28 protein-coding genes, 1 pseudogene and 1 riboswitch are annotated in these 25,907 nt (G+C 69.0%); of the genes and pseudogenes, 16 read left to right on the top strand and 13 right to left on the bottom strand.

Annotation, left to right across the window (positions count from 1 at the left end; translation table 11 throughout):
* Window positions 1-87 precede the first annotated feature (87 nt).
* Entirely contained in the window at window positions 88-1,272 is a 1,185-nt protein-coding gene (locus A4R44_RS06780) for a glycosyltransferase 87 family protein (RefSeq protein ID WP_067577359.1), read from the top strand.
* On the opposite strand, the gene A4R44_RS06775 is transcribed toward A4R44_RS06780, so the two are convergent.
* Together A4R44_RS06775 and A4R44_RS06770 are read right to left on the bottom strand one after the other, a co-directional pair.
* A complete protein-coding gene (locus A4R44_RS06775) occupies window positions 1,269-2,081 on the bottom strand; it encodes a bifunctional 2-polyprenyl-6-hydroxyphenol methylase/3-demethylubiquinol 3-O-methyltransferase UbiG (RefSeq protein WP_067577357.1) in 813 nt (270 codons plus the stop codon). The two genes, A4R44_RS06780 and A4R44_RS06775, sit on opposite strands and share 4 nt — an antisense overlap.
* Complete coding sequence (locus A4R44_RS06770; RefSeq protein ID WP_067577355.1) at window positions 2,078-3,658, bottom strand: GMC family oxidoreductase; 1,581 nt, start codon at window positions 3,656-3,658, stop codon at window positions 2,078-2,080. Before A4R44_RS06770 ends, A4R44_RS06775 begins: the two co-directional genes overlap by 4 nt.
* Window positions 3,659-3,969: 311 nt before the next feature.
* Here A4R44_RS06770 and A4R44_RS47790 point away from each other — a divergent pair, with 311 nt between their 5' ends.
* From A4R44_RS47790 to purQ, 3 genes are all read left to right on the top strand, one after another.
* Window positions 3,970-4,128: a hypothetical protein gene (locus A4R44_RS47790; RefSeq protein WP_157904831.1), complete on the top strand. Its 159-nt coding sequence runs from the start codon at window positions 3,970-3,972 to the stop codon at window positions 4,126-4,128.
* 179 nt (window positions 4,129-4,307) lie between these two features.
* On the top strand, window positions 4,308-4,547 hold the full coding sequence (purS, locus tag A4R44_RS06760; RefSeq protein WP_037808692.1) for a phosphoribosylformylglycinamidine synthase subunit PurS: 240 nt from the start codon (window positions 4,308-4,310) through the stop codon (window positions 4,545-4,547).
* Window positions 4,544-5,221 carry a phosphoribosylformylglycinamidine synthase subunit PurQ gene (gene purQ / locus A4R44_RS06755; RefSeq protein WP_067577351.1) on the top strand — a complete coding sequence of 226 codons (678 nt, stop codon included), beginning with the start codon at window positions 4,544-4,546 and terminating at the stop codon, window positions 5,219-5,221. Before purS ends, purQ begins: the two co-directional genes overlap by 4 nt.
* Before the next feature lie 63 nt (window positions 5,222-5,284).
* Here purQ and A4R44_RS06750 read toward each other — a convergent pair whose 3' ends face one another.
* From A4R44_RS06750 to A4R44_RS06740, 3 genes and pseudogenes are all read right to left on the bottom strand, one after another.
* Window positions 5,285-5,704 (bottom strand): pyridoxamine 5'-phosphate oxidase family protein, encoded by a 420-nt coding sequence (locus tag A4R44_RS06750; RefSeq protein ID WP_067577348.1) that lies wholly within the window; start codon window positions 5,702-5,704, stop codon window positions 5,285-5,287.
* A 73-nt stretch (window positions 5,705-5,777) separates the two neighbouring features.
* On the bottom strand, window positions 5,778-7,520 hold the full coding sequence (locus A4R44_RS06745) for an ABC transporter ATP-binding protein (protein WP_067577346.1): 1,743 nt from the start codon (window positions 7,518-7,520) through the stop codon (window positions 5,778-5,780).
* A pseudogene (locus A4R44_RS06740) lies at window positions 7,517-9,144 on the bottom strand (ABC transporter ATP-binding protein). Before A4R44_RS06740 ends, A4R44_RS06745 begins: the two are co-directional and overlap by 4 nt.
* 108 nt (window positions 9,145-9,252) lie before the next feature.
* Between A4R44_RS06740 and purL the strand changes: the two are divergent.
* Window positions 9,253-11,580 (top strand): phosphoribosylformylglycinamidine synthase subunit PurL, encoded by a 2,328-nt coding sequence (gene purL, locus A4R44_RS06735; protein WP_067577345.1) that lies wholly within the window; start codon window positions 9,253-9,255, stop codon window positions 11,578-11,580.
* Window positions 11,581-11,619: 39 nt separating this feature from the next.
* Here the strand turns inward: purL and A4R44_RS51685 are convergent, their stop codons facing one another.
* The 3 genes from A4R44_RS51685 to A4R44_RS06725 all read right to left on the bottom strand — a co-directional run bounded on the left by A4R44_RS51685 (window position 11,620) and on the right by A4R44_RS06725 (window position 14,282).
* Window positions 11,620-11,742 carry a hypothetical protein gene (locus A4R44_RS51685; protein ID WP_255366062.1) on the bottom strand — a complete coding sequence of 41 codons (123 nt, stop codon included), beginning with the start codon at window positions 11,740-11,742 and terminating at the stop codon, window positions 11,620-11,622.
* A 588-nt stretch (window positions 11,743-12,330) separates the two neighbouring features.
* Window positions 12,331-13,203: a hypothetical protein gene (locus A4R44_RS06730; RefSeq protein WP_067577342.1), complete on the bottom strand. Its 873-nt coding sequence runs from the start codon at window positions 13,201-13,203 to the stop codon at window positions 12,331-12,333.
* A gap of 188 nt (window positions 13,204-13,391) precedes the next feature.
* Window positions 13,392-14,282, bottom strand: coding sequence for a lysozyme (locus tag A4R44_RS06725; protein ID WP_067577341.1), 891 nt, complete (start codon window positions 14,280-14,282; stop codon window positions 13,392-13,394).
* Between A4R44_RS06725 and A4R44_RS51680 the strand changes: the two genes are divergently transcribed.
* Entirely contained in the window at window positions 14,275-14,409 is a 135-nt protein-coding gene (locus A4R44_RS51680; protein ID WP_255366058.1) for a hypothetical protein, read from the top strand. The two genes, A4R44_RS06725 and A4R44_RS51680, sit on opposite strands and share 8 nt — an antisense overlap.
* A gap of 46 nt (window positions 14,410-14,455) precedes the next feature.
* Here A4R44_RS51680 and A4R44_RS06720 read toward each other — a convergent pair whose 3' ends face one another.
* Together A4R44_RS06720 and A4R44_RS06715 are read right to left on the bottom strand one after the other, a co-directional pair.
* Window positions 14,456-15,262, bottom strand: a complete 807-nt coding sequence (locus A4R44_RS06720) for a lysozyme (protein WP_093572436.1) — start codon at window positions 15,260-15,262, stop codon at window positions 14,456-14,458.
* 101 nt (window positions 15,263-15,363) lie between these two features.
* Window positions 15,364-16,017, bottom strand: a complete 654-nt coding sequence (locus A4R44_RS06715) for a type VII secretion system-associated protein (RefSeq protein WP_067577339.1) — start codon at window positions 16,015-16,017, stop codon at window positions 15,364-15,366.
* A 59-nt stretch (window positions 16,018-16,076) separates the two neighbouring features.
* Between A4R44_RS06715 and A4R44_RS06710 the strand changes: the two genes are divergently transcribed.
* From A4R44_RS06710 to A4R44_RS06695, 4 genes are all read left to right on the top strand, one after another.
* Window positions 16,077-16,457 (top strand): sterol carrier family protein, encoded by a 381-nt coding sequence (locus A4R44_RS06710; protein ID WP_198545189.1) that lies wholly within the window; start codon window positions 16,077-16,079, stop codon window positions 16,455-16,457.
* A 168-nt stretch (window positions 16,458-16,625) separates the two neighbouring features.
* Window positions 16,626-17,507, top strand: coding sequence for a helix-turn-helix transcriptional regulator (locus tag A4R44_RS06705; protein WP_067577337.1), 882 nt, complete (start codon window positions 16,626-16,628; stop codon window positions 17,505-17,507).
* A 487-nt stretch (window positions 17,508-17,994) separates the two neighbouring features.
* Window positions 17,995-18,234 carry a DUF397 domain-containing protein gene (locus tag A4R44_RS06700; RefSeq protein WP_067577335.1) on the top strand — a complete coding sequence of 80 codons (240 nt, stop codon included), beginning with the start codon at window positions 17,995-17,997 and terminating at the stop codon, window positions 18,232-18,234.
* On the top strand, window positions 18,221-18,613 hold the full coding sequence (locus A4R44_RS06695) for a hypothetical protein (RefSeq protein WP_067577333.1): 393 nt from the start codon (window positions 18,221-18,223) through the stop codon (window positions 18,611-18,613). Before A4R44_RS06700 ends, A4R44_RS06695 begins: the two co-directional genes overlap by 14 nt.
* Before the next feature lie 108 nt (window positions 18,614-18,721).
* Here the strand turns inward: A4R44_RS06695 and A4R44_RS06690 are convergent, their stop codons facing one another.
* Window positions 18,722-19,015, bottom strand: coding sequence for a DUF1330 domain-containing protein (locus A4R44_RS06690; protein ID WP_067577331.1), 294 nt, complete (start codon window positions 19,013-19,015; stop codon window positions 18,722-18,724).
* Window positions 19,016-19,096: 81 nt separating this feature from the next.
* On the opposite strand from A4R44_RS06690, the gene A4R44_RS06685 reads away from it, so the two are divergent.
* The 6 genes from A4R44_RS06685 (at window position 19,097) to A4R44_RS06665 (ending at window position 23,868) form a co-directional block, all read left to right on the top strand.
* Window positions 19,097-19,576 carry a MarR family winged helix-turn-helix transcriptional regulator gene (locus A4R44_RS06685; protein ID WP_093572438.1) on the top strand — a complete coding sequence of 160 codons (480 nt, stop codon included), beginning with the start codon at window positions 19,097-19,099 and terminating at the stop codon, window positions 19,574-19,576.
* 120 nt (window positions 19,577-19,696) lie between these two features.
* The gene (gene purF / locus A4R44_RS06680) at window positions 19,697-21,235 is read left to right on the top strand and encodes an amidophosphoribosyltransferase (RefSeq protein WP_067577329.1); all 1,539 of its coding nucleotides are present in this window, start codon (window positions 19,697-19,699) and stop codon (window positions 21,233-21,235) included.
* A gap of 31 nt (window positions 21,236-21,266) precedes the next feature.
* A complete protein-coding gene (gene purM / locus A4R44_RS06675) occupies window positions 21,267-22,337 on the top strand; it encodes a phosphoribosylformylglycinamidine cyclo-ligase (protein ID WP_067577327.1) in 1,071 nt (356 codons plus the stop codon).
* A 33-nt stretch (window positions 22,338-22,370) separates the two neighbouring features.
* Window positions 22,371-22,799, top strand: a complete 429-nt coding sequence (gene arfB / locus A4R44_RS06670) for an alternative ribosome rescue aminoacyl-tRNA hydrolase ArfB (protein ID WP_037808657.1) — start codon at window positions 22,371-22,373, stop codon at window positions 22,797-22,799.
* A gap of 169 nt (window positions 22,800-22,968) precedes the next feature.
* Window positions 22,969-23,115, top strand: a complete 147-nt coding sequence (locus A4R44_RS47785) for a hypothetical protein (protein ID WP_157904830.1) — start codon at window positions 22,969-22,971, stop codon at window positions 23,113-23,115.
* 240 nt (window positions 23,116-23,355) lie between these two features.
* Complete coding sequence (locus A4R44_RS06665) at window positions 23,356-23,868, top strand: cytochrome P450 (RefSeq protein ID WP_157904829.1); 513 nt, start codon at window positions 23,356-23,358, stop codon at window positions 23,866-23,868.
* A 49-nt stretch (window positions 23,869-23,917) separates the two neighbouring features.
* Here the strand turns inward: A4R44_RS06665 and A4R44_RS06660 are convergent, their stop codons facing one another.
* Both A4R44_RS06660 and A4R44_RS06655 read right to left on the bottom strand, forming a co-directional pair.
* Window positions 23,918-24,649 (bottom strand): GNAT family N-acetyltransferase, encoded by a 732-nt coding sequence (locus A4R44_RS06660; RefSeq protein WP_067577323.1) that lies wholly within the window; start codon window positions 24,647-24,649, stop codon window positions 23,918-23,920.
* Between the two features lie 181 nt (window positions 24,650-24,830).
* Window positions 24,831-25,727, bottom strand: coding sequence for a Gfo/Idh/MocA family protein (locus A4R44_RS06655; RefSeq protein ID WP_067577321.1), 897 nt, complete (start codon window positions 25,725-25,727; stop codon window positions 24,831-24,833).
* Window positions 25,728-25,774: 47 nt separating this feature from the next.
* Window positions 25,775-25,905, top strand: a riboswitch (cobalamin riboswitch).
* Window positions 25,906-25,907: the final 2 nt, after the last annotated feature.

Below are 25,907 nucleotides of genomic sequence, written 5' to 3'. Positions count from 1 at the left end.
TAACGACGGGGTACGACAATTCCGCGAAAACGGTCATCCGGAACAGCCCGCCCGCCTGCCGGGAAGGCAGCTACAATCGCCGCCCGTATGTGGTTTCAAGGAAAGGCCGGGCGGATCCTCGCCTGGTTGCCCGCACTCGGCGCGGTAGCCCTCGTCGCGAGCTTAGCGGCCGTCATCAGCAGCTTCAATCCGGTTGACTTGCAGGTTTACCGCTTCGGCGCGGACGCCGCCGTCCATGGCGGCGACCTTTACGGTCCGCTCCCGACCACCACGGCCGGGTCCATGCTGCCGTTCATCTACCCGCCGTTCGCCGCGATGCTCTTCTCGGCCCTGTCGCTCCCGCCGCTCTCGATCGCGTCAGTTCTGCTCGATCTCCTCTCCGCCGCGTCGCTCTGGATCGTCTTGTACACCACGGTCCGTCGCCTGTGGCGCGACTGGAACCGCCGGATCACCGTCCTCGCCGCGTCCGCGCTCACCGTTGTGGCACTTGCCTTCGAGCCCGTGCGCTCCACTATCGGCTTTGGACAGATCAACCTCGTCCTGATGGCACTGGTCGCCGTGGATTGCCTGGCGCTCAACCCGCGATGGCCGCGCGGATTGCTCGTCGGGCTGGCCGCCGCGATCAAAGTGACGCCCGCCGGTTTCCTTCTTTTCTTCCTGCTCGCCAAGGATTTCCGCGCCGCTCGCAACGCACTGCTCACCGGTGCCGGAGCGACCTTGCTCGGCTTCTTGGTCGCCCCGCACGCGTCCGTCGAGTACTTTTTCGGTGGCGGCCTCACCGGTGCCGACGGCTTCAGCGGCTCGCCCTACGCGACCAACCAGACCATCCAAGGCGCGCTCAACCGCCTCGCCCTGCTGCCGCGGACCCACGACCTGCTGTGGCTGGCGTTGTCCGCGTTCGTCCTGGTCGCCGCCGTACTTGTCATGCGGCGCGTCGACAGTTCACTCGGCTTCGTCGTCAACGCGGCGGCAGTGCTCGTCCTGTCCCCGATTTCCTGGTCGCACCACTGGGTTTGGGTGGTGCCCGCGACGCTCGTCCTCGCCGCCCGCGTCCGCACGCTTCGCGCTGCCGCGGCGTTGGCGGCGGGTGCCGCGGTCTTCATCGCCGCGCCGTACACCTTCGTGCCCTCCAGCGGCATGAAGGAGCTGGCGTGGGAACCGTGGCAGCACCTCGTCGGCGACTCTTATGTCCTTCTCGGCTTAGGTTTCCTTGCCTGGCAACTATTCGCGGTGCAGTTCGCCCGTGTTCCCGCGCTTGAGCGGGTCCGTTAGGCGGAACCAGGCCACACCAGTGTCACCAGGTCCCGGCCGGACGACCCGAGATCGGGCGGCGTCTCCGGATCTATCCCCATTTCCAGCAAGGCCCGCTCGACGTCCCCGGCCGCGCCGGCAGGCAAGCACAACCGCCGCCGGACGACGTCCACCATGGTCGCGAACTCGGCGTACTCCGGCTCCGGCGGCCGCCGCCATTCCACGACTTCCGGCTCGATCCCCACTTCCGCGAGCGCCGCGAGACAGTCCTCGGCAGTCGGTCCATCCGATCGTTCGATGCCGTGAAACCGTTGCCACAACGGATTGAGCTCAGTCAATGGATGCCGCGCAGCCGTCTCGACCACCACCCGCCGGCGCGCCGCAGCAGTGAGTGCCGCGGCGAACGGAGCCAGGTCGGGGACGTTGTAAACCACGTTCCCGCACACGACAACGTCCGCCACGCCAGTTTCGTCGGCGAGATCGGGCCAGCGGCCAGGCAACAGCCGATGCTCCATCCCCGTGGCTCGCTCGGCGAACGCCGCGAGCAACTCGTCGTCGGTGTCCAACGCCGTCACCGCGGTGACGTTCGACCGGCCGACCAGGGGCAGGCTCGCCGCCCCGGCCGCCGCGCCGATGTCGAGCACCGTGCCTGGCTCCTGCAACGCCTCAGCAGCCAGTTGGTGAGTCGCCCCGATCGGCGCGGCGATCTGCCGGTCGGCGCGCCGCAGGAACACCTCCCGCGGAAGGACCCACGGCGATTCCGGAGGGTGCACGGTGTCCGGAATCGCCAAGGCGGCAAGGAGATCCCGCCAGGTTGTCAGAGCGGTCATCGAGCCCGAATCAGATCCGCCGCTTTCTCCGCCACCATGATCGTCGGCGCATTCGTATTCCCGCGCGGCACCACCGGCATCACCGAAGCGTCCACCACCCGCAGCCCCGAAACCCCGCGTACCTTCAGGTCCGGATCCACCACCGCGTGCTCGCCATTGCCCATCGCGCACGTGCCGACCGGGTGATACAGCGTCTGCGTGTTCTCCCGGACATGCTCGGTCAACGCCTCGTCCGACAGCTCATGCGTCGCCGGAAGGAACGGCCGATCCAAGAACTTCGCCAACGGACCCGACCGCCCGACCTCGATCAGCGACCGCAACGCGGACTTCACCGACTCCAGATCGATTGGCTCCGCGTAATAAGCCGGGTCGATTTCCGGCTTCCACAACGGATTCGCCGACTTCAACCGCAGCCGCCCGCGGCTCGCGACGTCGACCAGCGTGGCCGCCGACGTGAAGCCAGGACAGGTCGGTTCGCGCATTCCGTTGTCGTAGAACAACGTCGGGGCAACGTGGATCTGCATGTCCGGCGCGGCGAGCCCGTCGCGGGTCGAGTAGAACGCGCCAGCCTCGCCGATGTTCGACGCGAGCGGGCCGCGTTTGGTCAGCTGGTAGCGCATCAGCCCGGCCGGCGTCGCGGAGTCCGCGATGTCTGTCGTGCCCTTCGTCGACCAGATCACGCCGACCGCCGGGTGGTCGTGCAGGTTGTCGCCGACGCCGGGCAGTGCGGTGACCACGTCGATGCCCAGTTCGCGCAGCTGCTCGGCCGGTCCGACGCCGGACAGCAGCAGCAACTGCGGCGAGTTGATCGCGCCGCCGGACAGCAGCACTTCAGCGTCCGCGCGGACCGTCGTCGGCACGCCCTGGTCCAGGTAGGACACTCCGACCGCGCGGGTGCCCTCGAAGACCACCCGCATGACCTGTGCGTTCGTCCGCACGGTCAGGTTCGGCCGCGACAATGCGGGCCGCAGGTAGGCGTCCGCGGTGGACCAGCGGCGGCCGCGCTTGCAGGTGACCTGGTAGAGCCCGGCCCCCTCCTGCGACTCTCCGTTGAAGTCGTCGGTGTGCTTGAGCCCCCACGCGACCGCGCTGTCCACCCACGCGTGGGACAGTTCGTGGGTGAACCGCCGGTCCTCCACGTGCAGCGGGCCGTCCGTGCCGTGCAGCGGGCCGCCGAGGCGCTGGTTGCCCTCGGCGCGCTTGAAGTACGGCAGCACGTCGTCCCAGCCCCAGCCGGTGGCTCCGTGCGCATCGCGCCAGCCGTCATAGTCGGCGCGGTTGCCGCGGATGTAGATCATCGCGTTGATCGACGAGCAGCCGCCGAGCATCCGGCCGCGCGGCCAGTACTCCCTCTTGCCGGTGTGCTTCTGCTCGACGGTCTCGTAGTTCCAGTCCCACTTGGTCTTGAACAGCGACGCGAACGCCGCCGGGATCCGGACCTCGTCCGCGGTGTCCTCGCCGCCTGCCTCGAGCAGCAGCACCCGCGCGGACGGGTCCTCGCTCAGCCGGTTCGCCAGCACGCAGCCCGCGCTGCCCGCGCCGACGATCACGTAGTCGAAGGAGTCCTGCTCTGGCACGCTGCCTCCCGGTGGTGTTGACGGACTGTCAACGACACATCATGGCGCAGGTCACGCTACGCGCAAGTCCCCGGAAAACCGATCGGTCGGAAGTGCGGCCGAAGGAGGTGGTGCACGCGCCGTCGTCGGTCTCCACCCGGCCCTCGCTGGAGGTGCCGTCGGCCTTGGCGTCGACGTGCACGATGGTCGCCCCGGCGGTCCGCAGCACATCCGTCCTGTGCACGCTCAGCTTCGGTTCGCCGTAGATCCGCTGCTGGGGTGTCCGGTGCGCCCCGGCACGTGACCGGCAAGGCCGCCGGGATGTCGCGCGCGTGGACGTCGACGAACTTCGTCGCGGCGGCCGTGCCGTCCTTGACCTGGGGCGCGGCTTCGGATCGGTCGACAGGCTGGCCAGCGGGGCTGGTTCGCCGCCGGACTTGGCGTCGCGCACGCACCAGCCGTTGCCGTCCGGGATGATCGCGATGCTGTAGGTCAGGTCGGATGCACCGGATCGCTGATCTTCGCGTTCGGGAAGAACTCGTCGGCGGGGTAGGTCCGCTTCGACCGGATCTCGCACCACAGCTGGTCCAGCCCGGTCTGTCTGCCGGTCAAGCTAGTGAAGTACGCTTCAACTGCACCCACGACCTGCAGAAATAAGGAGCAGCCAGCCGTGGCTCGAGTCGTTGTCGACGTCATGCCCAAACCCGAGATCCTCGACCCGCAGGGCCAGGCGGTGGCGCGCGCGCTGCCGCGGCTGGGCTTCTCCGGGGTCGCCGACGTGCGCCAGGGGCGGCACTTCGAACTCGAGGTCGACGACGACGTCGATGACGAGACGCTGGCCAAGATGGCCGAGGGCTTCCTCGCCAACCCGGTGATCGAGCAGTGGACGATCCGGCGGGTGGAGGCGTGAGCGCCCGCATCGGCGTCATCACCTTCCCCGGCACGCTCGACGACGGCGACGCCGCCCGCGCGGCCCGCTACGCCGACGCCGAGGCGGTCTCGCTCTGGCACGCCGACGACGACCTGAAGGGCGTCGACGCGGTCGTCGTCCCCGGCGGCTTCTCCTACGGCGACTACCTGCGTGCCGGGGTGATCGCCCGCTACGCGCCGGTGATGGCCTCGGTCATCGACGCCGCGCACAAGGGCATGCCGGTGCTCGGCGTCTGCAACGGCTTCCAGATCCTGTGCGAGGCCGGTCTGCTGCCCGGCGCGATGATCCGCAACGTCGGACTGCACTTCGTGTGCCGCGACCAGTGGCTGCGCGTGGACAACAACTCCACCGCGTGGACCACGCGCTACGAGGCGGGCGCGGAAATCCTGATCCCGCTCAAGAACAACGACGGCTGTTACGTCGCCGACCAGTCCACTGTGGACATGCTGGAGGCGGAGGGCCGGGTCGCGTTCCGCTACGTCGGCGGCAACCCGAACGGCTCCCGCAACGACATCGCGGGCGTCACCAGCGAGAACGGCCGCGTGGTCGGTCTCATGCCGCACCCGGAGCACGCGATCGACGCGCTCACCGGCCCGTCCGACGACGGCCTCGGCATGTTCTACAGCGCGGTCGACGCGCTCGTGAAGGCCTGAGCCAAGGTCTGTGAAGGACCCCTTGCGGGAATCAGATCCCCGCAAGGGGTCCTTCACGGCTTTCTACTTGCTGTGGTCGCTGGAGAGCCAGCGTTCGGTGCGCACCCGCACCAGCACCGAGGTCTCCTTCAGCGAGCCCTCGACGAACTTCCGCGCCTCGGCCTCGGGCGCGTACCGAGAGGCGATGGCGAGCGCCTGCTCCTCGGTCGGCGCCGAGGACCGGTCCACGACCGGACCGGACACCGTGACGTACTTGTAGGGCTGGGTTTCCTGCTGCACCGTGAGGCTCAGCTTGCCCGCCGCCTCGATCGCGCGGTCCTTCGCCGATCCGCGGTCCATCCAGATCAGCAGTTCGCCGCCGGGCTGGTAGTCGTACCAGACCGGCACGGCGAGCGGGGCCGCGCCTCCCCGGCCGATCGACAACACGCCCACGCGTTCCCCGGCGAGGAATTTCTCTCGTTCGTCCACCGTCATGACCGCCATCCGGCGTCACCCCCAGGCTAGGAAGATCAGGATCCGCTTGAGGCCAACGCCGGATCCCCGGCGGACATTCCGCTCAGCTGGCCGCCTCGACCAGCCGCGAGTACGGGCCGCCCGCCGCGATCAGGTCCTGATGCGGGCCGAGTTCGGTGATCTTGCCGCCCTCGACCACCGCGACCCGGTCCGCCGCCGCGGCCGTGTGCAGCCGGTGCGCGATCGCGATCACCGTGCGGCCTTCGAGCACCGCGTTCAGCGACCGTTCCAGCTCGCGCGCCGAGCCGGTGTCCAGCAGCGACGTCGCCTCGTCCAGCACCAGCGTGTGCGGGTCGGCAAGGACGACCCTGGCCAGCGCCAGTTGCTGCGCGAGTCCGGCCGGGACCGAGTACGCGCCGGAGCCGAGCTTGGTGTCCAGACCGTCCGGCAGCCCAGCCGCCCACTGCGCGGCACCGGCGGACGCGAGCGAGGCCAGCAGTTCCTCGTCGGTCCAATCCCCGCCGTCGCGCCGGGCAGGCAGCGCCAGGTTTTCCCGCAGCGTCCCGGAAAACGTGTGGTGCTCCTGCGTCAGCAGCAGAACCTCGCCGCGCAGCACGTCGTCCGCGAGCGTCGACACCTCGGTGCCGCCGACTTGGATCGAACCCGCCGTCGGCGCCGAAATCCCGGCCAGCAACCTGCCCAGCGTCGACTTGCCCGCACCCGACGGCCCGACGATCGCCAGCCGTTCGCCTCGCGGCACGCTCAGCGTGATGCCGTGCAGCACCTCGCGGTCGGCGCTGTAGCCGAACCGGACGTCGCGCACCTCGATGTCTCGCCCGCGCGGCACCTCGGTGACCTTGTCCGCCGATTCGGCCGGCTGCACGCCGATGATCCGGCGCGTCGCGGCTATCGCGACCTGCAAGTCCTCCAGCCAGAACAGCGCCTCGCTGAGCGGAGCGGTCATCGCCTGCGCGTACGCCAGCATCGTCGTGATCGTGCCGAGCCCGGCCCAGCCCTGGCTGTAGGCGAACAAACCGAGCAGCAAGAGCGCGGCGATCGGCAGCACGTAGCTGATCTCGAGCGACGGCAGCCAGCGCATCTGCAGCGCCCGCATCCGGCGTTCGCCGAGCGTCGCCTGGTCGAGCGCGTGCTGGCCGGCACGCACTCGCCGTTCGGTGAGGCTGAGCGCCTCCGCGGTCCGCGCGCCCTCCACGGTCTCGTGGGTGATCGACTGCAGGTCGCCCCAGCGGTCGAGCATCCACGCGAAGGCGCTCGGGATCTTCCGCTGGTACCAGATGTTCACCGGCACCAGGAGCGGAATCGCCACCAGCAGGGCCAGCGCGAGCAGCGGCGACGTCACGATCATCGCGATGGTGGTGAACAGCACCGTCACCGCGGCGATCAGGATTTCCGGCGCGGCGAACCGCACCGCGACGTCCAGCCGGTTGATGTCGCTGGTCGCCCGGCTGAGCAGGTCGCCGGTGCCGGCCGCTTCGACGGTGCCGAGCGGCAGGTCGAGCGCGTTCGTGACGAACCGTTCGCGGGTCTGCGCCAGCACGCGCTCGCCGAACATCCGGCCGCGCAACCGCGCCGCCTTCCTTGCCCATGCCTGCAGCACGAGCACCACCACGAACGCCACTGCCAGCAGGTCGACCCGCAGCGTCGTGCCGTGCTCGACCACGCCGTCCACGAGCCTGCCGAGCAGCTGCGGTCCGGCCAGCCCGACCACGGTGGCCAGGCAGAACAGCCCGAGCATCACGGAAAACTCGCGCCGGTGCTCGACCGCCACGCGTTTCGCCCAGCGCCGCACTTCGCGTTTCGACGCCAGCGGGAGCCGCGTCGTCATACCGTCACTGCCTTTCCGTGCACGACCTCGTCGGCCACATTCCTCCACAGTGGACTCTGACTGAACACCACCGTGGTCCTTCCGGCCCGCAATTCCTTGGCGCGCTGGGTGATCCGGGCTTCGGTGTGCGCGTCGACCGCCGATGTCGGCTCGTCGAGCAGCAGCACGTCGGAGTCGATCGCCAGCGCACGGGCCAGGCTCAGCCGCTGCCGCTGTCCGCCGGACACCTCGCGGCCGCGTTCGCCGATCAGCTCGTCGACCCCGCGCGGCAGGGCCTCGATGATGTCCTCGGCGTCCGCCGCGTGCAGCGCCGAGAAGATGTCGACCTCGCGCGGGTGCTCCGGGGTCAGCTGATCACGCAACACCCCGGAAAACCACAGGTCCTGGTTGTGCGCGTACACCACCCGCCTGCGCAGTTCGGCGAGCGCGACGCGATCCGCGGGCACCCCGCCGACCAGCACCTGTTCGCCCTCGTCCGCGTCGGCGAACCGGCTCATCCGCGCGGCGATCGCCTCCGCCTCGGCTCCGAGGTCGACCACGGTCAGCTTGCCCGGCGCGATCCGGATGCCGCTGGCGGTGTCCACCAGCTCCAGCGGACCGTCCGGCAGCGGCTGCGGCGACACCGGCTCGGCGAGCTTCGGGCGCAGAGCCAGCAGACCGCACACCTTGCGCGCCGCGACCAGCCCCGAGCTGAGCGAGCTGACCTGTTCGGTCGNACCGGCACCACCAGGAACGCCGAAAGGCCGTAGAACGCCACCAGTTCGCCGACGCTGATCGTGCCGTCGAGCGCGAGCCGCGCGCCCAGCCAGGTGATCGCCACCGTGACCAGGCCGGGCAGCAGCACCTCCGCGCCTGCCAGCCAGGATTCGCTGCGCCCGACCTCGACGCCGGAGCGCCGCACCAGCTGGCTCGCGTCGCGGAACCGGGCGAGGAACCGCCGTTCGCCGCCGACGCCGCGCAGGATCCGCAGCCCGGACACGATGTCCGCGCCGAGCGCGTTCACCTCGCTCAGATTCTCCCGCTGCGCGGTTTTCCGCTTCTGCAGCGGCGCGAGCAGCGGACCGATGCCGAGCACCGCGAGCGGGACGCCGACCAGTGCGATCGTGCCGAGCACCGGCGAGGTGCCGAGCATCGCGATCCCGATGACCACGAACGCCACGATCGAACCGAACGTGCGGCCGATGACCTCGAACGCGTTGCCGACCCAGTTCATGTCCGACGACGTGACCGCGACGACGTTGCCGGTGGTGGTGGCGTCGCGCAGGGACGCGCCGAGCCGGGTCGTGTGGTCGGTGACCAGGCGTTGCGTGGTGCCCGCGCCGTGGATCCACATGCCGTACGAAGCGAAGTGCAGTCCGGTGCCGAGCAGCGCTTGCGTCACGCCGAGCACGCCCGCGATCAACGCCCAGCGCCACAGCGCGGAAGAGTCGCCCGCGGCGATCGCCCCGACGCCCCGGCCGATCACCAGCGGCAACAGGGCGCTCGGCAGTGACCAGCCGGCCCCGGTGACGATCGCGGCGAGGACCAGCCCCGGCCGCGCACGCAGGACCGCCAGCAGATACCGGACCGGCGTCGGACGTTGCGGGAGTCGGATGTCGGGAAAGCGGTACGCGGCGGAAAGCACGATCACTGACGCTAAGCCGCCGGGCCTGTCCGGCGCGACTGATTTATGCCCGTGCGAGCAGGCCGGGCGGCTGCGCGTGTGACCCGGCCGACACGTAGTCTTGGCCTTGTGGCGAACCCTGACACGGACAGTCGGACAAACACTGTGACCAGCCCTGTTGTGAGCACGGACACCACCGCAGTGGCCGCGGCGACCCCGGAAACGAGCCAGCCGTACGTCGAACTCGGCCTCGCCGAAGACGAGTACGCGCGGATCCGGGAAATCCTCGGCCGCCGGCCCACCGACGCCGAACTCGCGATGTACTCGGTGATGTGGAGCGAGCACTGCTCCTACAAGTCCTCGAAGAAGCATCTGCGCTACTTCGGCGAGACCGCCACTGACGAGATGAAGGCCAAGATGCTGGCCGGCATCGGCGAGAACGCGGGCGTCGTCGACATCGGCGACGGCTGGGCGGTCACCTTCAAGGTGGAAAGCCACAACCATCCGTCCTATGTGGAGCCGTACCAGGGTGCGGCCACCGGCGTCGGCGGCATCGTGCGCGACATCATGGCGATGGGCGCGCGGCCGCTCGCGGTGCAGGACGCGCTGCGCTTCGGCCCGGCCGACGCGCCGGACACCAAACGCGTGCTGCCCGGCGTGGTCGCGGGCGTCGGCGGCTACGGCAACTGCCTCGGCCTGCCGAACATCGGCGGCGAGCTGGTCTTCGACCCCTCCTACGCGGGCAACCCGCTGGTCAACGCGCTGTGTGTGGGTGCGATGCGCACCGAGGACCTGCACCTGGCGTTCGCGTCCGGTTCCGGCAACAAGATCATCCTGTTCGGCGCGCGCACCGGCCTCGACGGCATCGGCGGCGTGTCCGTGCTCGCCAGCGACACCTTCTCCGGCGACGAATCCGCGTCCGGGCGGCGGAAGCTGCCCAGCGTGCAGGTCGGCGACCCGTTCACCGAGAAGGTGCTCATCGAGTGCTGTCTCGACCTGTTCCGCGAAAACCTGGTCGTCGGCATCCAGGACCTCGGCGGAGCCGGGCTGTCCTGCGCCACGTCCGAGCTGGCCGCGGCGGGCGACGGCGGCATGCACATCTACCTCGACCGGGTTCCGTTGCGCGCCACCGGGATGACGCCCGCCGAGGTGCTCTCCAGCGAATCGCAGGAGCGCATGTGCGCGGTCGTCTCGCCGGAGAACGTCGAGGCGTTCATGGCGGTCTGCGCCAAGTGGGACGTCATCGCCACCGACATCGGCGAGGTCACCGACGGCGAGCACCTCGTCATCACCTGGAACGACGAGATCGTGGTCGACGTGCCGGCGCACACCGTCGCGCACCAGGGCCCGGTGTACGACCGTCCGATCGAGCGCCCCGCGTTCCAGGACGGCCTGATCGCCGACACCTCCGCGAAGCTTCCGCGTCCGTCGACGCCCGAGGAACTGCGCGCGGACTTGCTGAAGCTCATCGCGTCGCCGAACCAGGCGTCGAAGGAATGGGTGACCGCGCAGTACGACCGCTACGTGCGCGGCAATTCGGTGCTGTCCCAGCCGTCCGACTCGGGCATGATCCGGATCGACGAGGAGAGCAACCGCGGCGTCTCGGTGGCCACCGACTGCAACGCGAAGTTCGTCTACCTCGACCCGTACCGCGGCGCGCAGCTCGCGCTGGCCGAGGCGTACCGGAATGTCGCCACCGGCGGCGCGACCCCGGTCGCGGTGTCCGACTGCCTCAACTTCGGCGCCCCGACCGACCCCGGCGTGATGTGGCAGTTCGAGCAGGCCGTGCACGGTCTCGCCGACGCGTGCGTCGAGCTGGGCATCCCGGTCACCGGCGGCAACGTCAGCTTCTTCAACCAGACCGGCGACACGGCGATCCTGCCGACCCCGGTGATCGCGGTGCTCGGCGTGATCGACGACGTCACCCGCCGCATCCCGACCGGCATCGGCGCGGAAGCGGGCGAGACGCTGCTGCTGCTCGGCGACACCCACGACGAGCTGGACGGTTCGGCTTGGGCCCGCGAGCTGCACGGCCACCTCGGCGGCGTTCCGCCCCGCGTGGACCTGGCCCGCGAGAAGCTGCTGGCCGACGTCCTGGTGGCCGGTTCGCGCGACGGCATGATCTCCGCCGCGCACGACCTCGCCGACGGCGGTCTGGCGCAGGCGCTCACCGAGACCGTCCTCATTGGACAGTGCGGGGCGCGGGTGTTCCTCGACCGCGACCAGGACCCGTTCGTGCAGCTGTTCTCCGAGTCGTCCGGTCGCGTGCTGGTGGCGGTCCCGCGCACGGAAGAGCTGCGGTTCACCGAGATGTGCACCGCCCGCGGCCTGCCGTGGCGCAAGACCGGCGTCGTGGACCCGGATTCCGGGAAGCTGGAGATTCAGGGGGTTGCGGAGTTCTCCCTGGAGGAGCTGCGCGAGACGTGGGAGAAGACGCTTCCGGCGCTGTTCGACTGAGTCGTGAGTGCCTATGCCGGTTCTCACCGGCATAGGCACTCACGAGCCCTTCCCCGCGTTCTGCTCGGCCAGCTTCGCGCTGGTCAGGACTTCGCCGGGTACTGGCTTGCCGAGGAAGCCGCGGACAGCTCGCCGGGAACGCACCGCTTCGTAGCCGTCCACGGTTTCTTGATGCTGCTCAGCTCGGCACCGCGACATAGCCGCCATTCCGCGGTTTCAGCCGTCCGGCAGCTGGACCCCCGCCGTATCCGAGAAAGTGCTGGTCCGGAGAACCAAGCCCGGTCGGGAAAAGTCGCGTTGCGACACCGGAAAACGCCCACCAAGGCGTGCCGCAGCAGCAGGCCGCCGATCCGCTGGCGGGAAAGATCGAAATACTTCAGCACCACGCCGGGGCCGAGGACCCGGCCCGTCCACATCGGACGGTGGCAGCGGATCCCGGATGAGCCGTCGCGCGCCGACCCGCACCTGATCGGCCTTGTGGCCCAGCAGCTCCACCGACTTGGCGACCGCTCGCCGGAGATCCGCTCGCGGTCGGCATCGTGCCGCTGCCGCTCGATCACCTGCCGCGCCTCCTCGGCGCGGCGGCGGCGATCGTTGAGCCACAACGCATACAGAGCCACGACCGCGCTACCGGCGGTTTTCAGCGCTTCACTGCGGCTCGTCGCGGGGTCGGCGAGCAGTCAGCCACCGACCCCGCACAGCAGTGCCACGGACGCGATCAACGTCCACAGCAGCGGCGAGCGCACCGGGTCAGAACGCCAGGATCAGATAAAGCCCCACGCAGTAGCCGCCGCGGTTCATGATGACCATCGTGCCGCTGGCGTCCTTGCCCGACAGCTTGCCGGTGATCCGGGCGCTCGTCGTGGCGCTGCCCGCGGTGACCTTGCTCAGCGAGAGCTGCGGATCGCCGCTGGTGGTCTCGTCGATGCTGCGCTTCGACATGCTCTCGGTGCCCTGGCAGGCCATCGCGGTCGCCCCGGCGGCGTCCTTGGCGTTGAGTTTCGCGAGGAAGTCGTCGATGACCTGCTTCGCCTCGCCCGACGCCCCGCTCGAACCGGGGTCCTCGCTCGAATCCGTGGACGGCGACGAGGAGTCGCTCGGCAGCGGGGCCTCCGACGACGGGGAGGGGGCCGGGGCGGGCGGCTGCGCCTGCGTGGTGCCCTTGTCGTCCTTGCTCAGGAAGAACCCCGGCGCGACGAACCCGGTGATGCCGAGCGCGACCACTACGACGACCGCGACGGCGATGCCGATCCACAGCCCGGTCTTGTTGTTCTTCGGCGGCTCGCCGCCCGGTCCGCCCGGGTATTGTCCCTGGTCCCAGCCCTGCTGCGGGAACTGCTGGGTACCGTAGGGCTGCTGCTGGTACCCCGGATACTGCTGCTGCGCGTTCGGATCCCAGCCCTGCTGCGGCTGCTGCTGCGCGTTCGGATCCCAGCCCTGCTGCGGCTGCTGCTGCGCGTTCGGATCCCAGGCGGGCTGCTGCTGGGGATTCGGGTACCCGCCCGGCTGCTGGGCCTGGTTGGGGTCCCACCCCGGCTGCTGCGGCACCCCGCCCGAGCCGGGCTGCTGCCAGCCCTGGCCGTAGGGGTCCCCGCCCTGTCCGGGCTGCGGTGGGTAAGTCATGTCCGGTTCCGCCTTCCTGCTGCACCGACTCGCGCCGCGGTCTGACGCCCCGCCGGCCCAGGCGGTTCCGTCTCCGCCCCAGGTCTGCATTGTGCAAGGCGGGTAAAGCTCGCACAAAAGCGGCTCCCGGCCGCCCCGCCCGGCAGGGGGAGGGGAGAACCGGGAGCCGCGTCTGCGAGCGCCTCAGGTCAGCCGTTGGCGAGTGCCTGCAGCCGGTCGTAGGCGCCGTTGAACGTGTCCTGGTCCAGCGGGCTCGAGGTGTACTGCCACACGGTGTAGACGCCCCAGTTGTACGGGAGCGTGCCGGCCGAGGACGCGTACCGTGCGACCCACAGCGGCGCGGTGAGGGAGAAATCGCCGCTGACGCACTGGTTCCACCAGTTCGTCGACGTGTAGATCACCGGCCAGCGGCCCGTTTTGTCCTGATAGGTGTCGTGGAAGTCCTTGATCCACGCCGTCATCGACGCCTTGCTCAGGCCGTAGCAGGTCGCGCCGTAGGGGTTGTACTCCATGTCCAGTGCGCCGGGCAGCGTCTTGCCGTCCTTCGACCACCCGCCGCCGTGCGCGACGAAGTAGGTCGCCTGTGCCGCGCCGCTGGAGGTGTTCGGGGTGGCGAAGTGGTAGGCGCCGCGGATGAAGCCCTGGTTGTAGGAACCGTTGTACTGCTGGGCGAAGTACGGGTTCGTGTAGTTCGTGCTCTCGGTCGCCTTGGTCCAGACGAACCGCTTGCCCTGGCCCCACCAGTTGCCCCAGTCGACGTTGCCCTGGTAGCTGGCGACGTCCATGCCGGCGACGGTGGCCGCCACCTGGTTCGGGAGCGCGGCCGCGGGTTGCGGTCGCTGCGCGGCGGTTTTCGTCTCGGGGGTGGACTGATCCCCCTCGACACGCCGGATCTGCGACCCCATGGTGTGGTTGTTCGCCTGGATGCCGGCGTTGACGGCGTTGATCTCCCGCGCCGAAAGCGGGGAAGCCGCCGGGGCGGCCGTCGCCTCGGTCGAAGCGCCGAGCAGGAGCGCGACAACGGGGACGGTCAGAGCGGACAGCAGCGCGGTACGCCGTCCTCTTCGGGAAGTGGACATCGTCGATCCCTTCACAGATACCCTCGCGGAGGGCGGCTATGTGCAGGTAGCCGCCACGGGGGAGATTCTTGAGGACGAATCGTCGTTTGTCATCAAGTTCCGTGAAGTTGAATGGTCGAGTGGGTGATTTTCATCGGACGGTGATGACTAATTCGTGACCTCGTCACGAACGTTCACCCGAATGCCAGGTTGCGGAGCGCTGACTGGGCTCCGTTAAGCCAGTTCTGGTCGCCGGGCAGGGCGCCGCTGTTCGAGAACTGCCAGATGACGTGCTGTCCCCAGCCCGCGGGAAGTTCGCCGATGAAGGAGTTGTAGCGCGCGATCCACAGCGGATTCCCGCCGAAAGACGGGTTGTTTCCGGTGCAGGTTTTCCACCAGCTGGTCGAGGTATAGATCGTTGGCAGCCGTCCGGTGCGGGCGCGATAGGTGTCGGAGAACGCGCGGACCCACGCGACCATCCCGTTCGCGTCCTTGCCGTAACACGTTTCGCCGTAGGGGTTGTATTCCATGTCGAGCGCGCCGGGAAGCGTCTTGCCGTCGGCCGACCAGCCGCCGCCGTGCGCGAGGAAGTAGTTGGCCTGCGCGGCACCGTCGGACACGTCCGGGCGCGCGAAGTGGTAGGCGCCGCGGACGATCCCGGCTTGGTAGGAACCGTTGTACTGCTGGGCGAACTGCCCGCTGACGAACCCGGTGCCCTCGGTCGCTTTCACATACACGAACTTCGCGCCCGCTCCCGCCGCGGCGGGCCAGTCGACCGGGCCCTGGTGCCCGCTGACGTCGTGGCCGAGGTACTGGTCTTGTGTCGTGTACGAGATGTTCGGCGCTCCCAGAACGCCCTCGTGCTTCGCGATTTGCGAACCGGCGTAGTTGTCCGCGGCCCCGGCGTAGCTCGGCGCCGCCTCCGCCGTTTCGCACAGGGACGTGCCGGCGATTCCGGCGAAGAGAACCGCGCTCCAGCGCAGCAGCAGATGACGCTTCACCCAGGGCTCCTCACCGGACGCGTGTACTCCTACTGCGTCACGATGCCCGGGTGCGCGGGTTTCGGCGAATCATGATCACTCGGCAGGGTGGTCTGCCCAGGTCAGCGTCGTTCTTCGGCCAGCGCCTTCATCAGGTGCTCGGCCGGGACGACGGCGGTGATCAGGTCGTGCGGGTTGACCGCGAGCGGATGTCCGGCGAGCAGCCCGACGATGTCGCGGCCGAGCACCGCGCGGGCGTGCGGCCATTCGCGCGGCACCAGCGACTTCGACGTGTACGCCGGCACCATGACCCGGCCGTCGGCGTTGTGGAACCCGATCACCGTGCGCTGCACCGGGGACAGGGCGTAGACCAGCAGCGTCGAATCGAGGATGACGCGCGGCAGGTCCTCGGCGGGCCGGTGTTCGGTCCGGACCATTTGCAGCAGCCGCTCGAGTTCGTCGCGCGGCTCGGGAAAACCGAGCGCCTTGGGCGAGGGCCGGTACCGGTCGTTGGGGTGGAAGTCCTCGACGACCTCACCCGTCCCGTTCACCGGATACGCGCCGACGACCGCCCATGACGGCACCGGACCGCGGGCGTCGAAGGCCTCGTCGATGACATACAGCCAGCTGTTCGGATTCGTCCGCGCGTTGGCCCGCATCTCGGGAGTGATCTCGGGTTTTCCTTGCGGCCCGCGGCGGGGATAAGCGTTCCGGCGCGCGCGTTTGCCCGCCGGGGTCCGGGAAACCATCCGATCTGCCTCGTCCCGCTGCGCCATCGCCGTCCCTCGGTGCCGGGTGCCTGAAAGTCCGTCCGCGGCCACTCTACTGTTGTCGCATGGCCTCTTCGCGTTCGGTCGATCCCGCTCAGTTACGGGCGGCGGTGCTGGCCGTTTCGGACTGGTTGCGTGGCACCGGACCGGATCCGGCGCGCGCTGAGCTGGCCGCCGCGGTGCGCGCGACCCTGCGGACGCTGGCGCAGGACGCGCCCGGGCACACGGTCGAGGTCCGGGTGCCGCCGTACGCCGCGGTGCAGTGCGTTGAGGGCCCGCGGCACACCCGCGGCACCCCGCCCAACGTTGTCGAGACCGACCCGCGGACCTGGCTCGAACTGGCCACCGGTCTCCTGGACTGGGACGACGCGCTCGGCGCCGCCCGGGTCTCCGCCTCGGGCAGCCGCGCGGACCTTTCGCACTGGCTTCCGGTCGTACGGATCTGATTTTCCGCCGGAATTGTTCCCACGGGAGTGTCTTCTGAGGCACACACTCCGTAGAATCCCCTGAACCGAGGCCTGTGCCACGCTGTCCGGGGCGGTGCCTTGCGTGTACTTTGGGTAGCCGGATTTCGATTCCTCCGGCGAACGAGCGGCGATGGAAGGGCCCTGGTCATGAACGCGGTGGTAGGCGTGTCCGCGGGCGAGCAGAGCCTCGGCCCGACCGCGCGCCGGATGATCCTCGGCTCGCAGCTTCGCCGGTTGCGCGAGGAAGCCGGGATCACGCGCCAGCAGGCGGGCTACAACATCCGCGGTTCGGAATCCAAGATCTCCCGGCTGGAACTCGGCCGCGTCGGCTTCAAGGAACGCGACGTGGCCGACCTGCTCACCATGTACGGGGTCTCCGACGAGGACGAGCGCAAAGCGTTCCTCGACATGGTCAAGCAGTCGAACGAAGCTGGCTGGTGGCGCAAGTTCGGGGAGACGGTGCCCGGCTGGTTCACCGACCTCGTCGGTCTTGAGGAAGCGGCGTCCCGCATCCAGATCTGGGAGCCGCTGTTCGTGTCGGGCCTGCTGCAGATCGAGCCCTACGCGCGAGCGATCTTCAGCCACGGCCGCCCGGAAATGGCCGACGAACGCGTGGACCAGCTGGTGGCCCTGCGCATGCGGCGGCAGAAGATGCTGGCCCGCCCGGACGCGCCGCGAATGTGGGCGGTGCTCGACGAATCGGTGCTCTACCGGCCGATCGGCGGACCGAAGGTGTTCCGGCAGCAGCTGGAGTACCTGCTCGAGGTCACCACGCTGCCGCACGTTTCGGTGCAGATCCTGCCGTACTGCCGCAGCGGTCTGTCGGCCGAGCACGCGTTCTCGCTGCTGCGCTTCGCCGAGGCGGAACTGCCGAACATCGTTTACGTCGAGTACCTGACCGGCGCGCACTACCTGGACAAGCGCGACGAGATCGAGAAGTACGGCCGGGCACTGGACCTGCTGGCCGTCGACGCGGAGACCCCCGAACGCAGCCGGGCCCGCATCGCCAAGCGCAAGGCCGAGATCTGAGAATTCTTCTCTCTTCACCGCACCGAGGCGCCGTTCCCGGCGGAATTCTCGCTGGGGGAATTCCGCCGGCCCGTCCGAGCTGTGGGGTAGCCGAATAGAGAACGCCCACCCCATTCTCATCACCGAGCGTGCATGAGTCCGGAAACCAGCTTCCGCTGACCCGGTCGCACTCCCTCCGGTTGCCGCTCCGGTTGTCACCGTCAGTGTTCCTCATTCACCCGCTGCACCCGGCGGCGGCGAGTCGCAAACGCGGTGCGTTATCAGACCACCAATATCGTGACCCAAGGTGATAATTAACCCGTTCGGGTAGTGCTCTAATCACCTGTCCGGGAACTTCTACTGAACCGTGTCGTCACGCAGTGAGAAATTTGCAGAAAATTCTGCACGTGCATTTACCGCTGCATGCGCGCGTGCTAGCGTCGAAGTCACAGGCAGATGCACATGCAGATTCCTGAGCTTTTCATCGTCCTTCCCGGAAGGTGGCATCATGGCTGAGCGGTTCGAGAACGGTGTTCCGGCCGACCGTCTGACCGGCGCGCAGTGGCGCAAGGCGAGCTACAGCGGCGCGGTGGGCAACTGCGTCGAAGTGGCCCCGCTGACCTCGGGCGAGATCGCGATGCGGAACTCCCGTTTCCCGGAGGGCCCGGCCCTCGTCTACACGCGTGCGGAAATGGCCGCCTTCCTCGCCGGCGCGAAGGACGGCGAATTCGACGATGTCCTCGGCTGAGGCCGACGTCGTGGGCTCCGCCTTCGCCATCGAGCAGGGCCTGCAGCAGCTCATCGCCCGCGGCTACCAGTTCGTCCACCCGACGGACGGAGCGGGCGAAGTGCAGGCCGTGGTCGGAGTGCGAGTCCACGACAACGTGGTGGACGTCGTCCGCTTGAACGCGGAAGACGACGTCGAGGCCACGCGCCTCCCTGGCAGCGAGGAGAACATCTTCGCCCCCGCGTCGACGCTATGGCGTTCGCGCGGCGAGGCAAGCCAGGTACTGGGCGAAGTGCTGGCCCTCCCCGAGCGCCAACCGGCCCCGGTCGCAGTCGCCTCCGCGAACGGCTGCTGGGTCCCCGGTCGAGGCGGCCGCTCGAAGTGGCTGGCCGCCCGCTGATCCACCCTCCGCGCTGTCCCCATCGGTGCCCCTGATTTCAGGCCCCGTACGAAGTGGCCCAATCCACTTCGTACGGGGCCTGGCTCATTTCTGCCCCGTGCCTGCCGGTCAGGCGCCTTCGACGATGCGGAAGTCGCGCTCGACGGCGTCCGAGAGGGTTACCAGTGCCGTCTGATAGGCCTCGCTCTCGTAGGCCGCGACGGCCTCTTCGAAGCTGTCGAACTCGATCAGAACGACGCGTTCGGCGATTCCGGCCTCGTGAACGACCATCCGGCCGCCGCCGCGGGACAGGACCCGTCCGCCCGCGGCTCGGACGGCTTGAGCGGCCAGCTTGTCGTAGGCGGCCAGCCTCTCCGGGTCGGAAACGACGCGGTAGACGCTGACCCAGTAGCCCTTGGCCACGGAAACCTCCTGTGTTCGGCCGGACACGTCCGACTACGCGAGATGTATAAAGAACTTATATAAGTACTCTATGCTTCACGCATGAGCCGTCAAGACGATGATCGCGGCGCTTCCGCCTCGATCGGGTCGGCCCTTTACGAGCTGGCCACCATGGCCGCGAGACGCCTCCCGCGCGACGTCAGCATCACGTCCGCCGCCACCCTGGCGACCCTGCACAGGTGCGGCCCGCGACGTATCACCGATCTGGCCGTGGCCGAGGGCGTCACTCAGCCCGCGATGACCGCCCTGGTCCGGGCGATGGAGAAGTCCGGGCTGGTCGAGCGAAGGGGCGACGCTTCCGACAAGCGGGTCACCTTGGTGTCGCTGACCGCGGCTGGCAGGTCGTACGTGCAGACGCGGCGCCAGGCGGGCGTCGATGCGTACGCGGGGCTGATCAACGAACTCGCCGACGATGAGGTCGAAGCCCTGACGGCGGCACTTCCGGCGCTGGCGCGCCTGGCAGAGGTCGAAAGCCAGCGTCGGGAGGAGCCCCAGCCCTCCCGGATCACTGCTTCACATTAAGATCACTGCTCCGGAAAGCCTCCCCCGTAGTGGGCAGAACCACGCCGTGAACGGCCGCCCCACTTCATCCACCCCTTACACTTGGACTCGGCCCGCCCGCGTCTTCCTGGGAGCTCCTCGGTGGTTTCCGACCCCTCCGCCAGTACTGATCGACCCGAAGATCAACCCGAACCGGAACCCCGTGAGGAGTGCGGCGTCTTCGGCGTCTGGGCTCCCGGGGAAGAGGTCGCCAAGCTCACCTACTACGGCCTCTACGCCCTGCAGCACCGAGGGCAGGAGGCAGCGGGCATCTCCGTCTCGGACGGCTCGCAGATCGTCGTGTTCAAAGACCTCGGGCTCGTCAGCCAGGTCTTCGACGAGCAGGTCCTGCAGTCCTTGCAGGGGCACATCGCCGTCGGGCACTGCCGGTACTCCACGACCGGGGCCACGATCTGGGAGAACGCCCAGCCGATCTTCCGCACCACGGACACCGGCAGCGGCCTGTCCTTCGCGCACAACGGCAATCTGGTCAACACCGCCGAGCTCCGCGATCGCACGGTCGCCGCGGGCCTGAAGCCGCACGCCGGGCTCACCGGGTCCTCCAGCGACTCCGACCTCGTTTGCGGGCTGCTCGCCGCGAACGCCGCGGACAAGGGCATCGAGGCCGCCGCGCTGGACCTGCTGCCGACCCTCAAGGGCGCGTTCTGCCTGGTCTTCGCCGACGAGAACACCCTGTACGCGGCCCGTGACCCGCACGGCGTGCACCCGCTGGTGCTCGGCAGGCTGGAACGCGGCTGGGTCGTGGCGAGCGAGACCGCCGCGCTCGACATCTGCGGTGCGTCGTTCGTGCGCGAGGTCGAGCCGGGCGAGTTGATCGCCATCGACGCCGAGGGGCTGCGTTCGTCGCGGTTCGCGAACCCGGAGCCCAAGGGCTGCGTCTTCGAGTACGTCTACCTCGCCCGTCCGGACACGTCGATCGCCGGCCGCAGCGTGCACGCCACGCGCGTCGAAATCGGCCGCAAGCTGGCCGCCGAGCACCCGGTCGACGCCGATCTCGTGATGCCGGTGCCGGAGTCCGGCACCCCGGCCGCGATCGGGTACGCGCAGGGTTCCGGCCTGCCATACGGCACCGGTCTGGTCAAGAACGCCTACGTCGGGCGCACCTTCATCCAGCCGTCGCAGACCATCCGGCAGCTCGGCATCCGGCTGAAGCTGAACCCGCTGCGCGACGTGATCCGCGGCAAGCGCCTGGTCGTGGTGGACGATTCGATCGTCCGCGGCAACACCCAGCGTGCGCTCGTGCGGATGCTGCGCGAGGCGGGTGCGCTTGAGGTGCACGTGCGGATCGCGTCGCCGCCGGTGCGGTGGCCGTGCTTCTACGGCATCGACTTCGCCTCGCGGGCCGAACTCGTCGCCAACGGCGTCGACCTCGACGGCATCCGCCGTTCGATCGGGGCCGATTCGCTCGGCTACATTTCGCTGGACGGCCTGGTCGCGGCGTCCGAGCAGCCGAAGTCGCGGCTGTGCACGGCCTGCTTCTCCGGCGAGTATCCGATTCCGCTGCCCGAGGACGCGCTGATCGGCAAGCACCTGCTCGAAAGCATGGACGCCGCAGGTGGCGCGGCGAGTCCGGTCAGCGCCGCCGGGTACGGTGCCGAAGACGCCGTCCGGCGTCCGTGAACCAAGCATGTCCAGTAGGGAGTCCGCTTCCGTGAGCGAGTCCACGAGCGCCACGTACGCAGCCGCCGGGGTCAGCATCGACGCCGGGGACCAGGCCGTCGAGCTGCTCAAGCCACACGCCGAGCGGGCGACAAGGCCCGAGGTGCGCGGCGGGGTCGGCGGTTTCGCCGGGCTCTTCTCACTCAAGCTCGACAAGTGGAAAGAGCCGATCCTCGCCTCGTCCACGGACGGCGTCGGCACCAAAATCGCGGTCGCGCAGGCGCTCGACAAGCACGACACGGTGGGCATCGACCTGGTCGCGATGGTCGTCGACGACCTGGTCGTCACCGGGGCCGAACCGCTGTTCCTCCAGGACTACATCGCGGTCGGCAAGGTCGTGCCGGAGAAGATCGCGGCGCTGGTCGGCGGCATCGCCGAGGGCTGTGTCCAGGCGGGCTGCGCGCTGCTCGGCGGCGAGACGGCCGAGCACCCCGGCCTGATGGGCGAGCACGACTACGACCTGTCGGCCACCGGCGTCGGCGCGGTCGAGGCGTCCGCGCTGCTGTCGCCGGAGAAGGTCCGCCCCGGCGACATCGCCATCGCGATGGGCTCGTCCGGCCTGCACTCGAACGGTTACTCGCTGGCCCGGCACGTGTTGCTGGACATCGCGCGGATGCCGCTGGACGGACACGTCGAGGAGTTCGGCCGCACCCTCGGCGAGGAACTGCTCGAACCCACCAAGATCTACGCGAAGGACTGCCTCGCGCTGGTCGCCGAAACCGAGGTGCGCACGTTCGCGCACATCACCGGCGGCGGTCTTGAGGCGAACCTGGCGCGCGTGATGCCGCGTGGCCTCGTCGCCAAGCTCGAACGCGGCACCTGGACGCCCGCGTCGGTGTTCGCCCTGATCGGGCAGCGCGGCAAGGTCGAGCGCGCGGAGCTGGAGAAGACGTTCAACATGGGCGTCGGCATGGTCGCGATCGTGTCCGCCGAGGACGTCGACCGGGCGCTGGCGGTGCTCACCGCGCGGCACGTGCCCGCGTGGATCCTCGGCGACGTCCAGCCCGCCGAAGACCCGGACGGCCCGCGCGCGGTGCTGTCCGGCGACCACCCGCGGTTCTGAAAGCCGCTTGCCCCGTCTTGAGACACTGAGGACATGGCGGAGGACGTACGCGTCGGCGCCCGGTTCGTGATCCCGGGCGCCGAACTGCGCGAGCGGTTCTCCCGATCCTCAGGACCGGGCGGACAAGGCGTGAACACGACGGACTCGCGCGTCGAGCTGTCGTTCGACGTCGCGGGCTCCGCCGTGATCCCGCCCGCGCTGAAGGAACGCATCACGGCCCGGCTGGGCACCCGCCTGGTCGGCGGAGTGCTGACCATCGCGGCCAGCGAATACCGCTCCCAGCTGATGAACCGCGACGCGGCACGGGAACGGCTCGCCGAGGTGCTGGCGAAGGCTTCCGCGCCGCCGCCGGCCAAACGGCGTCCCACCAAGCCTTCGCGAGGCTCGAAGGAACGCCGTCTGGCAGCGAAGAAACGCCGCAGCGACGTGAAGCGCGGCCGCGGCGGCCGATACGACGACTAGCGTTGTTGATCACTGCGGGTGAAGGTGCGCCTGGCGGTATCGCTCAATTGCCTTCCTGCGGCGTCTTTTTCGTTTTCGCTAATTCTGGAGAGTGACGCGACCTCCTGAACGGCGAGTTCTTGCCGAAGTCGTTTACGCACGTCTCGGCGCTATCCGGCAGGTCTGCCCGGTGGCGAAAAGCTCCGCGCACGGCGGGTTTCACCTGCTGACCGGCTACGACGAGATCCCGGAAGCAGCCAACAACGGTGACATATTCAGTTCGTATGTGCAGGGCCTCGGTGCTTCGGATGTCGTAGCCGAAGATGCCTGGATCTGATGACAATCCGCCGCCGCGAGCGCCATTATTTGAATTTGATGGTCAGCCGCACCTGGCTTGGCGTCGCGGCTTTGCTCGGCATTCCGGAAGACGGGAGGGGGTTGCTGGCGGACCAGGCCAAGAGACTTGTTAGCGCCGAAAGCCAGCAGGAAGCCGAGGCACGCGGCCGGGAATACGCAACTCCTTCTCGGCCATATCCGCGAACGCGCTGGCATGCCGCGAGACGACATGCTGTCAGACGTGATCCACGCCGGTTTTGGCGAGCGACAGGTGCTGCGCTTCGCGTCACTGATGGTCGCCGCCGGGCAGTTGACCACCACCGACGCCGCAGCCACGATGGCGCTGCTGCTCGCCGAGAACCCTGACCTGAGGGACCGGGTCCGCGACAGCCCCAAAGCGCTGGACGAGTTCATCGAGGAAGCAGTCCGGCACGAACCGGCGGTGGCGGCAACCGGCCGAGCCGTCACCCAGTCGACCACACTGGGCGGAGTGCCGCTCGACGCCGGGGATCGGGTTTTGCTCGCCTGGGGAAGTGCCAATCGTGATGAACGACATTTCAACGACGGCGGCGTCTTCCGGCCGGAGCGCGGGCGGACGAATCCGGCTCATCTCGGATGCCCGACCCGAGTTGCGTGTCATGTCGCAGGAACTGGTTGCGGCATTGCCGGACATGCGGCTTCAAGCAGATGCCCGGCCTACGGCGTGATACGTGGGGTGCGGGAGGTGCCGGTCGAGTGGTCGACAACTGGGTAGCCGTAGCGGTCGCCGCAACGACAGTGCGTTGCGGCGACTGGTACGACGACTAGCTCAGCGACAAGTGCACACACTCACCGGCAACGCGGTACCCAGCACGGCGATACACCGTCCCGATTCCCACATCGCCTGGCGTGAGGAACGCCGTTTCCGCACCGCGTTCGTGGGCGAGGCGCGTGAGGTGCGCGGTGATCGCCGCCGCGATGCCTTGGCCGCGGTGTTCGACGGCCACGGCGATGCCGACGATTTCCGTCGCGCCGGACACGATGTCCAGTGCGATTCCGCCGCCCACAATGGTTTCGCCGCGTTCGGCTAGGACCGTCAGGTAGTCGCGGTTGCGTTCGACATCGGCGTCCGACACCTCGGGCGACTCGCCGAAAGCGACGTTCTGCACGGACCGCAGGCGACGGAATTCATCGTCGGACGACGGTTCACGCAGCTGAATGTGTTCTGGCGCATCACAATCGACGAGGTCTTCGACGCTGCAGGTCATCACCGGCACTCGCCGTTCCAGCGTGAACCCTGCGGCGACGAGAGCTGCCTCGACGTCCGGAGCGGCTTCGGTGAAGAACTCCAGCCGGGGCCGGAGGTCTCGTTGCCGGTAAGCGGAAATCAGGAGAGCGATCTCGGCGGACGAGGGCTTCGCGCCGTCGTCGGGGATGGCGTAGTTCTCCATCGGATGCGAGCTGTCCTTGGCGAAGGTCGCCAGGAACGGGCCGATTCGCTCGGCGTCGCGGCCGATCGGTGCGGTCGCGCGGACGTATGCCTGAAGGGCGGACATCTCTGGTGGAGGCCTTTCGAGAAGAAGGAATGCGCGGGCAGCACAAAACTGGCAACCCCACGCCGGGCGCGCAGGCCGAACAGCTCAGGCCAGGCGGCCGGGGTGGGCCGTGGCGGAGCACATAGGCATTCCTTCGTCCGAAACGAACTTCCCGCTCATCGTCTCAGACCGGGCAACCGAATTAACGGCTCAGCGCGGCGCGTGCTTGGTCCACGATCCGGGCCAGGTGCACGCCTCGGCGGACGTCGCAGGGATGTGTGGTCGTTCCGCACGACACCATCGCGGCGAAATCGTCCAGCAGTGCGGTGTACGCGTCGTTCGCCGTGCCGGTGCGGCCCAGCGTGCGCAAGCCGTGCTCGCCGAAGACCGAATACTCGACCACCGTCGGCTGAACCGGCAGGCGCAGGCTGAGCGTCGCGGTGCTCGTGATGCCGCCCTCGTGTTCGAGCAGCAGTTGCCACAGGTCCTCAGGGCCGCGGTGTGCGGCAAGGACGCCGGTGATCGGGCCGAGTGCGGCGTCGAGCAGGTCGAACGCGTGCGGGCCGATGTCGGCGAGCGCGCCGGCGGCCGGATCCTGTCGCCAGGCCGAGGTCGCGTACTTGCCGGCGAGCAGCGCGCCGGACAGCCACCGCACGCTGCCGCCTCGCCAACCGCCAGCGGCGGTGACGCCGTCCAGCCAATCGCGCGTCTGCTGAGCGAACCGCAGCGTCAGCATCACCAGCGAAGCGACGCCAGCCGACGTCACGGCGTCGGCGAGCCGCTCCGCCGTGGCCAGGTCGGCGGCGATCGGTTTCTCCAGGATCAGGTGTTTTCCCGCCTCCGCGGCGCGGGTCGCCAGGTCGGCCTGCACCGTCGGCGGCACGGCGAACGCGAGCGCGTCGACCTGCTCGAACAGCTCGTCCAGATCGCTGGTGGGCACGGCGTCGTAGGCCTGCGCGAGCGCGGCGGCGGCTTCTGGCCGACGGCTCCACACAGCACTGAGCACGGTCCCTGGATGATCCGCGAGCCCGGGAGCGTGCACCGTGGTGGCCCACGGTCCGGTTCCTACGAGGCCGACGCGTAGCTGGTCCTGTCCCACGCTCGGAAGTGTAGGTGTGTCCGCGGTCGCTTCCGGCGGGGCCTGCGGTGCGTTAACGTCGACAAGTTCTTCGCCACGAACGGGGGAAGCCGGTGAGAATCCGGCGCTGGCCCGCAACCGTGAGCGGCCCCGGGAGGGACCGCGAGCCGGATCGCCCGTCGTGGTCCGATCGATGCGAGG

The organism is Amycolatopsis sp. M39 (assembly GCF_001651785.1).
Lineage (GTDB): Bacteria > Actinomycetota > Actinomycetes > Mycobacteriales > Pseudonocardiaceae > Amycolatopsis > Amycolatopsis rubida.
The sequence above is the reverse complement of the archived record's forward strand: the minus strand, read 5'-3'. Positions and strand labels throughout refer to the sequence as shown.